Origin of the sequence: Nocardia sp. CC201C (assembly GCF_030010695.1) — a bacterium.
GTDB lineage: Bacteria > Actinomycetota > Actinomycetes > Mycobacteriales > Mycobacteriaceae > Nocardia > Nocardia otitidiscaviarum.
Map to the genome: position 1 here is coordinate 1 of NZ_JASCXP010000224.1, position 12,095 is coordinate 12,095.

A 12,095-nucleotide genomic window follows, 5' to 3' on the forward strand; every position below is an offset into this window, starting at 1 on the left:
ATGGTGAGCGTCCCCCTGGTGGTCGGCGGCGGTGCGCTGGCGGCACTCGCGGGTGGTGCCCTGAGCGGCGGCGACTCGACCAAACCACAGCCCCCGCTGCCCATCGACCAGCCGGTGGCGACCCAGGTCGCGGCCCCCACCCCGGCACCCCTCATCCACATCCCCGGCGTGCTGACCGTCGCCGCACCGGTCATTCCTGGCGTCACACCCGCCGCCGCACCGGCGCCGGGCACGGACGCCGCCCCGCTCATCGACATCCCCGGCGTCGGGACAATCACCGCGCCGGTCATCCCCGGCATCATCCCCGCGGCCGCACCCGCCGCCGCACCGGGCGCACAGCCCGCACCTGCCCCGCTCATCGACATCCCCGGCGTCGCGACGATCACCGCGCCGGTCATCCCCGGCATCACCCCCGCTGCCCTACCCGCACCGGCGCCCGCTCCGATCGCGGAGCCCGCCCCCGCTCCGATCGCGGAGCCAGCTCCCGTGTGGGAGCCCGCGCCGGTCGCGGCTCCCCAGTACGCGGAGCCCGTCGCGCAGGTGACCGCACAGGTGGTGGAAACGGCCGCGGCGGTGGAGGAGTCCGGGCCGGTGGGCGCGGCGGTGGTCGGTGGGTTGCGGGATGCGGTGGCGGCCATGCCGCCGCTGGCTCCGGAGCTCGGGCCCGCCGCCGATGTCATCAATGGTGTGGTGTCGGCCTTCCACGCGCCGCGCTGAGTGACGACGACCGATTGGAGTGATGTCGGTGTCCGAGCGGCGCGACCCCTCGATGCCGCGGGCGACGATGCCCGCCCTGTCCCCGGAGAACGCGGGAGCGGATCACCCGGCGAGTCCGGAAGCGGCCCCGTGGTCCCGGTGGCTCGAGACCGATGACGGTGTCCGCGGCGGCGTGCGCCGCGCACCGGACCCGGACGACTACGACGGCGAGGATCTGTCGTCGGATCTGCGGGCCGAGGACCCGATGGCCCCGCTCGTCGAGGAGGCGCGGCGGCGCAGCCTCGCCACCCGCCGCCGACAGCGGATGATCATGCGCTCGGCCCTGGCGGCCGCGGCGCTGGCCCTGGTCGCCGTGGTCACGGCCGGAGCCTGGCTGTTCACCGGCGACGAAACGCCTACGGCCGCACCGCCGTCCACACCCCCGGAACCGCCCGCGGCGGCACCGGCCGCCGACGCCACCGACACCTGGTGCCAGCCGTCGGTCACCCCCGAGCGGGTGGTGGGCGCGGGTGCGGGCGATGCCACCACCGCGCCCGGTGTCATCCTGCGTCTCGAATACGCCTGGTACGTACAGCGCGACCCGGCCGCCGTGCGCGCCCTGCTCGCCCCGGACGCCCGGGTGGCCCCGGAGAGCGCCACCCGCGAGGCCATCGCCGCGGTCCCGGCCGGCACCCGGCACTGCGTCACCGTCTCCCCGCTGCCCGCCGGGCGCTGGCTGGTCGGCGTGGACGAGCGGCATCCCGATGGTGAGCAGGCGTCCTGGCAGCAGATCGTCACCACCGCGCACCGTGACGGACGAATGCTCATCACCGCGATCGTCGCCGCGGAAGGGTAGTGCCCCATGACCTCCGAGGCGGTGGAGCTGTCGGTCACGGCGACGCCCGGCGCGCCGACCGACCCGGTTCCACTGCGCGGCGGGCAGGGTCGCCTGGTGCGCGCCGCCCTGCCCTCGGTGCTGGTGCTCGGCACGACGGGCTCCTCCGGCGCGTCCACCACCGCGCTCGGTCTGGCCGCCGCCGCGGTGGCCGAGAGCGACGGACAGGTGTGGCCGATTGTGGTCGACGCCACCCTCGGCGGCGGTGATGTGGGACTGCGTGGCTGTGACGCCGCCACCCCCGTGAGCACCCTGCAGGATTGGCTGAACACCCCGCACCCCGAACTCGCCTCCACCGTGCTCGCCTGCACCGGCCACACCGCCACCGGAGTGCGGGTGCTGCCGCGCGGCCCGGACCCGCTGCCGCGCCGGGAAACCCTGGTGTCGGTGACACGCCACCTCGAGACGGCCGGGCTGCTCGCGGTGCTGGACGCGGGCGCGCCGGTCACCAGCCGCCTGGCCGCACCGCTGCTCTCCGACCCCCGGGTGGGGCTGGTGATCACCGTCGCCGCCCGGCCCGACGCGGTCAACCGGCTGCGACCGGCGCTGCGCTGGCTCGACGAGCAGTACAGCGAATTCCTCATCGGCGACGCGGTGATCGTGCTGACCGAACAGGTGCAGGGCGCGGGAAAAGCGTCCATCGACCATGTGCGCACCTATCTCGGCAAGTGGGTGCGGGAAGTGGTGACCGTGCCGTTCGACGGTCATCTGGCCGCGGGCGACGTGATCTCGTGGCACCGGCTGGCGGCCCCGACGCGCGACGCGTATCTGCGACTGCTGGGGGTGCTGCGGTGAACGACTGGCCGCCCGTACCCATGTGGCACCGCGCGGTGCCGGTCCCGCCGGGACGTCCCCCGCTGGTGTGGCTGGTCGGCGTGCACGGCGGCGCCGGGGTGACCAGCCTGGCCGCCAGTATGAGCTGGGCCGGTGATGCGGGGCGGCGCTGGCCGGGCCGCATCGGGCTGCTGCACGATATGGATTCGCCGCTGGTGGTGCTCGTCGCGCGCACCCACATGAGCGGTGTCAACGCTCTCGAATACGCGCTGCTCTCGCACCAGAACGAGGCGACACCGGCGGGCAGCCGCCTCGTCGGAGTGGTCACGGTGGCCGATTCCGCTCGCCCGCTGCCGGAGTCGGTGGCACGCCGACGGCAGGTGGTGGAGGCGCGCGCGGTCGATATGGGCGCGCGGGCGTGGCGGCTGAACTGGATCGAGCCGTGGCGCGAACTCGAACCGCACCGCATGCCGGTCTGGGATCCGGCCGCCGTGCGCAATCCGGTGGACGAGGGCGACGCGACACGCACTCCCCCGCAACCGGTTCGGCATCTCGCCGAACAGCTCTTCCTGGCCGCGCGCGCGGCGGGAATAGCTCTCACCGCGCCCGAGGCGCAGCAGACCGGACACCGCGACACCGGCTGAACACCGGTGCGGCACCCACCGCCGAATACGAGGAGGATCGAACATTGCTGTCCTGGGCAAGAATTCGACACTCGGCTGTCCTCGCGACCGCCGTCAGCGTCATCGCGGCGGTGGGGATCGGCGGCGCGTCCGCCGCCCCGACGGACCAACAACCACCCATCGAGACCTGCCCGGCGCTGTTCGCGCTCGGCATCCAGGGCACCGGGCAGTCGTCTCCCGACGCCGCGGTGACCACCGATACCGGCATGCTGTCCACCGTCTTCCGGCCCATGCTGGCCGCCGCGCCCGACGACGGTCTCGTCGCCCGTGCGTACGTGCCCTACGACTCGTCGTTCGGCGGCGCCACCTCGGCCAACGAGACGCCGTACGCGCGATCGGTGAGCGGCGGGCTCGGCACCCTGAAATCGATGGCGCGCTCGGTACTCGACCGCTGCGAGCACACCCGCATCGCCGTCACCGGGTATTCCCAAGGGGCGCATGTGGCCTCGCTGTTCGCCCAGGAGGTGGGCGCGGGGCGGGGCGCGATCCCGGCGGACAAGGTGGCGGCGGTGGCGCTGTTCGGCGACCCCACCCGCAATCCGGGTGCGCCGCTGTTCCCCGGATCGCCGGGCAAGGTGACGCCCGACGCGGTGCCCGGCACCGGCGGGGAGGCCCTGTCGCGGATCACCGCGCAGCCCGCGCAGGTGGCCTACGGCGGCGGGATCGGGCCGGAACGGGATGTGGCGGCCAATTTCGGCGCACTCACCGGACGAGTGGCGAGCTTCTGCACCGCCGGTGATCTCGCCTGCGATGTGCCCGAGGACGCGGCGCTGCTGAAGGTGGTCGCCAATATCGCAGGCCAGGTGAAGCTTTCGGGCGGTGATCCGATCGGGTCGCTCATGTCCATCGGGCAGGCGCTGGCGTTCACCTCCATCAAGACCGTGACCGATGTGGTCAACAACGATATTTCGGGCACTTCGCTGAGCAATCTGCGGATCTCCCCGCAGAAGTCCATTTCCCAGCGGCTGGCCGAGGCGTCCGATCCACGCAATCAGGTGAACATCCCGGACGCGTTCCAGGCGCTGCTGAAGCTCGGGACCATCGCCATCAACACCGTGGTGACCGTGGTGCGCACCGTGCTGACGCCGGGCAATATCGCCGAGATCGCCACCGCCGGACTGGCCAATCCGCTGGCGGGGCTGGCGGTGCTGGGTACCAAGGTGGTCGGCGCGGTCACCCAGCTGGTGCCGCCGACCACCATCGACAACCTGGTCACCGAGGCGTTCGAGGCGGTGGTGGAGAACCTGCAGGACAACAAGGACCTGTTCGACGCCAACACCTGGGTGCGGTACTGGCAGACCGCGCAGAAGCACGACTACTCCAATCCGCAGGGCAGCGACTTCGGCGACAGCCCGGCGCAATTCGTGGGCCAGTGGTTCGCGGCGCTCGCCCACGACCTCGCCGGAGTGCACGACTACGGCAGCGCCCCCAAGGGCGGCAGCGACCGGCCCGACGGCGGTTTCGACTTCGCGCCCAGCACCACGAGCGCGCCGTCCACCGCCCCCGACGGACAGTTCCCGCTCGGCGGTCCGAGCGACACGACCACGGCGCCGAGCACCAGCCCCGCGCCGCTCTTGGCGCCCACCACCGCCCCGACCACGAACCCCGCCGGTTCCGGCGGCTTCCCCCTCGCCTCCCCCGCGCAACCACAGGTCATCCCATGAGCACCATCGATACCTCCCCCACCGACGGCGGGTACTCCGGCAGCTGGGCCGACTGGATCGGCGAAAGCCTCGGCGCGCCACCGCCTCCCGACCGCCGCGCCCGCCGCGAGCGCGGAGCGCCCGCGCGAAGCCGCCGAGGTGACGACCGCGCCGCCGAATTCCCCGACGCACAGGGCGGATACGACCACACACAACGCGGATACGACGATGACGGGTTCGACGACGCCGCGGCACCGGACGGCGAACCCGAACCCGGCCGCTACATCCGTCTGGACGACGAATACGACTTCGACGACGAAAGCGGCGACTACGACGACCTGCCCGGCTGGGACGACCGCCTGGCGGGCATGGCGAGACTGCACGCCCGCCTGCTGGAAGAGGACGACGACCTCGACCCGGCCCCGGCCTACGCCGACAGCGCCGACGACCGCCCTGCCGGTGGGCCCGACCCGGCCACGGGAACGCAGAGGTCCACCGCCACCGCGAGCCGCCGCCTGCCCGACACCGCGTCCCGAGACCGCCTGCCGCAGGCCGAAGCCGAGGGCGACACCACCGGCGAGACGGCCGATAGGCCAACCGGATACACCGGCGGTACCGACGACTACGCGTACCCCGGTGGCCACGACGGGAACGCGGGCACGCACGACGAGGGTGGTTACGACGACGGCGGTACCCCCGGCACGCGGTCGAGAGGCAGGCGGTCCGGCTCGGACTCGTCCGGCGCGGCGGGATCCACGGCGTGGCGGCGGGATCGGGCCGCTCGGCCGCATCCCTTCCCATCGTCGGATCCCCATTGGATGCCCGAGCCGCCGACCGCACCGCCCGCCGTGGCGCACGCGCGGTCCGGCGGTGCCGCACGGGCACAGCGGGATTCGGCCGACCGGGGTACCGACACCGGCTCCCGGACGGTTGGGCACTCGACCGCGGCGTTCCGGAAGGACGCGCGGGCGGACCAGGACGCCGGGTCACCCGTGCGCCACACGCCGGGCACGCAGTCCGCCTTCGGCGCGACACCGCGGTCCGGTCACGGCTCCACCGCGCGCCCGGACCACAGTGTGGAACGACGGTCGGGCCACGATGTGCACGCGCGATCGGACCGTGACAGGACCGCTCCATCGAACCACGACAGCACCGTGCGATCCGACCGCGACCGGGGCGCTCGATCGGACGACACGGCCGCTGGATCGATGTACGGCACAGACATTCGGCCGGACCATGACGCGGGCATTCCACCGCCGCGTGACGCAGGCGCTGGAAGCCGGTACGCGGCGGGCGATCCGCCGGACTACGACGCGGACACGCGCCGCGGCGACAGAACCGACGCGCAAGGGTACGACGCGGGCACGCCGCCGAGTTGTGACGAGGGGACACGGTCAGCGTACCGGGCGGGCACACGGTCGGCGTACGGGCCGGGTTCGCGGGCGGAGGTCGCCGCGCGATCGCGGGCGGAGGCGGCTGCGGCGTTGGCTCGGCTGCACCGGACGTCCGGGGGGACGCGGCGGCGGGTGGGGGCCGATCGGGAGCCGTGGTCGCTGCGGGAGCGGATGTGGGAGTCGCGGGAGCGGTGGGCGGCGCCGTTGCTCGGGGTGCTGGCGGTGTGCGCGGTGGTGGCGGCGGTGCTGGTGCAGGTCACCAAATCGGGTGAGCCGACGCCCGCCGCGGCGGCGCCGACCGCGGTGCCCGCGACATCGGCGGCTTCGGACGTGGCGGCGGCTCCCGAATCTCCGGCGGCGGCCCCGAACGACGCGACCGCACCGGTCGGCGCGGCCACACCCGAATGTCCGGCGGAGGCCAAGGGTGGGCAGGTGCGCGGCAACGGTCCGGGCGGCACCCGGACGGGTCCGGACGCGATTCTGGCGTTGCAGCACGCCTACTACGTGGCGCGGTCGGGGGCGCTGGCCCGGGAACTCGTGGCGGCCGATGCGGCGGTGCCGTCGGCGGCCGACATCCAGGCCGGGATCGACACCATCCCACCGCTGACCACGCATTGCGTGCAGATCACACCGGGTGCGTTCGCCGGTCAGTACATCGTGATCGTCACCGAGTTCCGGCCGGACGACTCCCGGCGGATCTGGAGTCCGCAACTGGTCATGACCACCACGGATGCGGACCGCACGGTCATCAACGCCATCATCCCACTCCCCGACGACGCCACGCCACGCTGAGGGCGGCGCACACGCGCCGGGGGCGCTCCGATCCGAGCGTTTTGGCGTTTCGACCGGCCGTGGGCTAATGTTCTCTCTCGCACGCCGCAGGGTGAAAGCCCCGGTGAGCGAGATGCGGATGTAGCGCAGCTGGTAGCGCATCACCTTGCCAAGGTGAGGGTCGCGGGTTCGAATCCCGTCATCCGCTCCCTGAGAGCCCCGGCACGATCACTCGTGCCGGGGCTTTCGTCGCCGACGCCGTATCCGACATTCCGGACATCGCGACACCCCCTGAAAGCCGGTCGCGCACAGTAGATCTCGGGCACATTCACAGCCACTTCGCGGCGGATTCGCGGTACCTTCGGAGGGTGACGATCATCAGCGCCCTGGCCGACACCGTGCTCGCCCAGATCGGGAATCCGACTCCCGAGACGCCGCCCGCGGCGGACAAACTCATGAAGCTGGTGCGGTACTTCACCTGGTTCGTGCTGCTGTCCGGTGTACTGGGCATCACCTACGCGGGCGGTCGGTTCGCCTGGGAGAAATGGACCGGTGGCGGACTGGCGTCGCCGAAGATGGTGGCCGGAGCCATGATCGGCGGCATCATCGCCACCAGTGCGGGCACCATCATGAACGCCGCCATCGGCTGATCCGGGACGGATGACCGGACACGGTCCCCGGTCGGCACGGATTGTCGGTGCGCGACGCTAATCTCGTCGAACAGACTGGCGAACAGGTGTCGACAGCACGGACAGTGGGGCCGCGGTGACGAGAAGTGTGAGGAGTGCGAGCGGACTGCTCGACAGCCGGGACAGCGTGACCTTCGGGCTCGAGGACGTCAACGAGGTCGTCGCCGTCATGGTGGACGAACAGGCCGAGGAACGGCCGCGCGACCGGGAACTCGTCACCTGCCGGCTGGGACTCGACGGGGAGAGCCCGGAAACGCTGACCCTGTTGGGCGCACGGCTCGGGGTGTCGCGGGACCGGGCGCGGCAGTTGTACACCCGCGCCGTCGGGCAGATGGTGCGGCGGGTGCAGGGCACTGGACATCCGGATACGGCCGTCTTCGCCGAACGGTATCCGGTGGGCCTGGGTGACGAGCGGCTGGTGCGCACCCTGCTGGCCGAAACCTATGCCACCGACAGCGATATCGCCGCACAGGACTGGGCGTATCTGAAGCTGCGGCTGGCCGGGCACGATCTCCAGGATTCGAAACGGCTGGCCGGATTCGTCTTTCAGCGCATCGCGGGCTGGCAGCAGAAGGGGCGCTGGCATCTGCTGCCCGCCGCCAAACCCGAGGAGGTGCCGGCCGGGATCTGGAATCCGTGGCTGCGGCGCGTGGAATGGGCCGACGGCACGCCCGAGGAGCTACCCGACGGCCCGGCGCGGCGCCTGGACTTCGACGACGACGGACGCGGGACCATGTTCGCCGAGAAGCTCGGGCGCGAGGTGACCTTCGATACCGGCTTGCAGGCGCGGCTGCTGCGCCTGCTGGACGGGAGCGAACGCGTCGAGGAGTTCCAGGAGTATCCCGGCGCGGTCGAATACGAACTCGACGGAGCCCAGCGGGTGCACCACCCGAGTGTGGCGGTGCGCTTCGCCGACGGGCGGGTGGTGCTCATCGACGTGATTCCGCTCGGGCACGCGGCAGTGCGCGCCAATCGGGCCAAGGCGGCGGCCGGGCGCGGGTACGCGCACGCGCGCGGCTGGGGTTGGCTGGTGTGGACGGGCAGTCAATCCGGGGTCGCCGACCTCATGCGGCGGCAGGTCGACGCACGCACCGAGAACATTCTCCGCAACCGGCTCGCCGACGGACCGGTCGACTGGGCGGAACTACGCCGGATCCGGGAGGAAACCGGCATGGAACTCCTGGATTTCGCCGCCCTGGTGCTGAAGCACGGATGGCGTTGGGACCGTGGGCCGTTCCGGCTGAGCCGCGAATCCTGATCTTCCGCGGGCACGTTTGCCTTCCCGTTCCCGGGCTACGTCCATGACATCGTCACCAACCATCCTCGGGATCAGTCATGGGAATTGCATCGGGTACGGCGAAGGTAGTGAACAACACGGCCTCCGCGGCCACCTCCGCGGTGACCGCCACGGTCGGCACGGTCGGCGGCGCGGTGGTGGGAGCCACCACCGGCGCGGCACGCGGTGCGGTCCAGGGAGCGTACTCCGGCGCGAGATCAGGCGTCAGCACGCCGACCGCGGTCGCGCTCGGAGCGACCGCCGCGGGTGTGGTGGGACTGGTGGAATGGCCGCTCGCCCTAGGCGCGGGCGCCGTCGCGGGCGCGGTGTACCTGGTCAACCGCGCACGGCGGCACGACGATTCGGATCGGTCACAGCGCCGTGAGCACGCGGACGACACCTCCGACCACCCGGACGACAGCGCGGCCGCGGCGAGCAAGTCCGAGCGCGCGGCAGGCAAGTCCGAGCGCGCGGCGAACAAGTCCCAGCGCGGGGCGAAAGGCTCTGGCAGCGCGGAAGGTGCGCGCCGGAAGCCGCCTACGACGCCGACGACACGCAAGCGTTCCACGACCGGCAAGTCCACGACCGGCAAGTCCACGGCAGCCAAGTCCACCACCGGCAAGTCCACCGCCGACAAGTCCACCACCCGCACGTCCACGACGGAGACCGCACGCTGATGCCCGGACTGCGCTCGATCGCCACCGCACCGCTGCGGATTCCCATGCTCGGAGCCGCCGCCGCGGTCACCCTGGTGGGCCGTCCCGCCGCCGCGGCGGCCCGGGGGACCCGCCACCTGCTGGAACCGATACTGCCCGACGCGGTGAACGAGTTCACCGACGACGTCACCCGGGAGTTCGAGGCCCTGTTCGACCCGCGCCCACGGCAGCGGCAACGACATGTGGCCATCCGGGACAACCGGATTCACGCCGAGGTCCGGGGCCTGCACTCCGAGCAGGCCGACCGGGTCGCGAAGGCGGTGTCCGAACGTCTCGACCGCACCGACGGGGTGCACTGGCACCGGGTGAACGAGGCGCTCGGGCGGGTGACGGTCGCCGCGGACCGGGAAAAGCTCACCACGGCGCGGCTGGAGGAGATCCTCGTCGACGCCGAACGCGCCGCCGGAACCGATACCGCGGCCTGGAGCCAGGTCGTCGACGACACCTCCGAACGCGAACCCGTACTGGCCGCGGCCGTCCAGTTGGCCGGTGATCTCGTCGGCATCGGGGTGGCGGTGGCGCGCTCGGCGCTGCCCGGCTCCACCCCGGCGCAACTGCTGCGCGCGGGCGTCTCGCTCGCCGACGGCCAGCCGTCGGCACGCGCGCTGCTGGAACGACACCTCGGCCGCGACCGCACCGACACCCTGCTCACCACCGGCAGCGCGCTCGGGCAGGCGCTGGACGGGCACCTCGCCAGCCTCGTCGCCGACAGCCTGCAACGCACCGTACGGCTGGTCGAAGCCGCCGCGCGGTACGCGCAGTGGCAGCGCTGGGACGATCTGATCGCCGGGCCGGACCAACCCGGCGTCCACCACTACCGGCCGCCCGAACTCCGGCCGGTGCCGCTGCCACCCGGTCCCGTCGAGCGCTGCACCGAGCAGGTGTCGACGGGGTCGGCCCTGGTGTCCTTCACCTCCCTCGCCGGAAGCCGGGGCATGTCGGACGCGGCGGACGCGCTCGCCGCGGGCGTGCCCAAGGCGGCGCGGGCCAGCCGCGAGACCTTCGCGGGCACCCTGGCCACGGTCATGGCGGTGCAGGGCGTGCTGACCATCGACCCGCTACTCTGGCGGCGGCTCGACCGAGCCTCCGCCCTGGTGGTGGACCGCCATGCGGTGCGCGGTGACCGACCGGTCGTGCTGTCGGCCGACACCGACAACCCCGACTGGTCCACCGAGCATGTCTGGAGCGCCGCGCAGCGGCTGCTCTGGCGCGACGGCCCCGACCTCCCCATTCCCCCGCCGCGCTCGCGCCATCGCGAACAGCTCACCCTCGTGCCGGAGCAGGAGGCGCCGGGCGAAGATCCCGACGCGGGGCCGATCGGGAAGCACGCGGACACCGATGAGGGCGAACCGGTCTGGTACGAGTTGCGCGACGGGGACAACGTCGCGGGCCGGGTGCTGGTCGGCTGGGAACTGCATCCCGAGGCGATCGGACTGCTGGCCGCCGCGCGCAAGGCCGGATTGCGGGTGGTGCTCATCGGCGACGAGTCGACGGCCGAATTGCGGCGCAGCGCCGACGAATTCGTGACCGCGGGCGGCTCGACCACCGCCCTGGTGCGGCGGTTGCAGCGGCAGGGTCACGTGGTCGCCATGCTGAGCGGCAACGCGCACAAGGCGTTGGCCGCGGCGGATCTCGGGATCGGGCTGGCGCACGGGAACGGCACCCGGTCGCGGGTGCCCTGGCAGGCCGGAGTGGTGTGCCCGAATCTGGCGTGTGCGCGGCGGATCATCGCCGCGGCCGGACCCGCGCGCGCCGCCAGCGAACGTGGGCGTGTGCTGACCCTGTCGGCCTCCACCCTCAGCGGCCTGCTGCTCGCCTCCGGCCCCACCCGGACGCGCCCGGTGGCCGCCACCGCACCGATTTCGTCGGCGGCCCTGCTCGGCTTCGCCACCGGACTGTTCTCGGGCCGCCGCGCCGGGCGCACCGACCAGATCACGCCGGTACCGCTGGTGCCCTGGCATGCGCTGGAACCCGATGAGGTGCTGGCCCGGCTGCCCGCACCCGAACCCCGACAGTCGCGACACGGAGCCGTCACCACCGAGGCACTGAAGGCGGCGCGCTGGCTGGCGCGTCCCACGGAGACCGTCGCCGATCTGGCGCAGCAGGTGCGCCGGGAACTCGCGGATCCGCTCACCCCGCTGCTCGCCGTGGGCGCGGTCGCCTCCGCCCTGCTGGGCTCGCCCACCGACGCGGTGCTGGTGGGGTCGGTGCTCGGCCTCAATGCCGTGGTGTCGGCGTTGCAGCGCCGCCGCGCCGGACAGTCCCTGCACCGGCTGCTGGTCGGTGAACGCCTGCTCGCCCGCCTCGTCACCGAGGACGGTGAAACCAGCACTCCCGCCGACGAATTGCGGCCCGGCGACGTGATCGCGCTGCGCTCGGGCGATGTGGTGCCCGCCGACGCGCGGCTGCTGGAGACCGACGGGCTGGAGATCGACGAGTCCGGGCTCACCGGCGAATCGGTGACGGTGGACAAGCAGGTCGGCGCGACTCCCGGTGCGGCCCTGGGCGATCGGTCCTGCATGGTGTTCGAGGGCGGCGTCGTGGTGAACGGCAGCGCC

Annotated in this window: 8 protein-coding genes, 1 tRNA gene and 2 pseudogenes; all 11 read left to right on the forward strand. The window is 72.7% G+C overall.

The window, feature by feature from the left end:
- Positions 1-717 (forward strand): annotated as a pseudogene (locus QK444_RS21965) (hypothetical protein); the annotation flags it as partial.
- Between the two features lie 28 nt (positions 718-745).
- A complete protein-coding gene (locus tag QK444_RS21970) occupies positions 746-1,552 on the forward strand; it encodes a hypothetical protein (protein WP_282783211.1) in 807 nt (268 codons plus the stop codon).
- Positions 1,553-1,558: 6 nt separating this feature from the next.
- A complete protein-coding gene (locus QK444_RS21975) occupies positions 1,559-2,386 on the forward strand; it encodes a hypothetical protein (protein ID WP_195146216.1) in 828 nt (275 codons plus the stop codon).
- Positions 2,383-3,009, forward strand: coding sequence for a hypothetical protein (locus tag QK444_RS21980; RefSeq protein ID WP_282783214.1), 627 nt, complete (start codon positions 2,383-2,385; stop codon positions 3,007-3,009). Before QK444_RS21975 ends, QK444_RS21980 begins: the two co-directional genes overlap by 4 nt.
- Before the next feature lie 44 nt (positions 3,010-3,053).
- The gene (locus tag QK444_RS21985; protein ID WP_282783216.1) at positions 3,054-4,712 is read left to right on the forward strand and encodes a cutinase family protein; all 1,659 of its coding nucleotides are present in this window, start codon (positions 3,054-3,056) and stop codon (positions 4,710-4,712) included.
- Complete coding sequence (locus QK444_RS21990) at positions 4,709-6,877, forward strand: hypothetical protein (protein ID WP_282783218.1); 2,169 nt, start codon at positions 4,709-4,711, stop codon at positions 6,875-6,877. The genes QK444_RS21985 and QK444_RS21990 overlap by 4 nt, the downstream gene beginning before the upstream one ends.
- A gap of 114 nt (positions 6,878-6,991) precedes the next feature.
- Positions 6,992-7,064, forward strand: a tRNA-Gly gene (locus QK444_RS21995).
- Positions 7,065-7,224: 160 nt separating this feature from the next.
- On the forward strand, positions 7,225-7,506 hold the full coding sequence (locus QK444_RS22000; RefSeq protein WP_029924149.1) for a hypothetical protein: 282 nt from the start codon (positions 7,225-7,227) through the stop codon (positions 7,504-7,506).
- Between the two features lie 127 nt (positions 7,507-7,633).
- On the forward strand, positions 7,634-8,803 hold the full coding sequence (locus QK444_RS22005) for a hypothetical protein (protein ID WP_282783221.1): 1,170 nt from the start codon (positions 7,634-7,636) through the stop codon (positions 8,801-8,803).
- A 77-nt stretch (positions 8,804-8,880) separates the two neighbouring features.
- On the forward strand, positions 8,881-9,498 hold the full coding sequence (locus QK444_RS22010; protein WP_282783223.1) for a hypothetical protein: 618 nt from the start codon (positions 8,881-8,883) through the stop codon (positions 9,496-9,498).
- Positions 9,498-12,095, forward strand: a pseudogene (locus QK444_RS22015) (hypothetical protein); the annotation flags it as partial. The gene QK444_RS22010 and the pseudogene QK444_RS22015, both read left to right, overlap by 1 nt.

Coding starts and splice junctions, on each gene's coding strand:
- QK444_RS21975 (WP_195146216.1), top strand. CDS start 1,559: ATGACCTCCGAGGCGGTGGAGCTGTCGGTCACGGCGACGCCCGGCGCG.
- QK444_RS21990 (WP_282783218.1), top strand. CDS start 4,709: ATGAGCACCATCGATACCTCCCCCACCGACGGCGGGTACTCCGGCAGC.
- QK444_RS22010 (WP_282783223.1), top strand. CDS start 8,881: ATGGGAATTGCATCGGGTACGGCGAAGGTAGTGAACAACACGGCCTCC.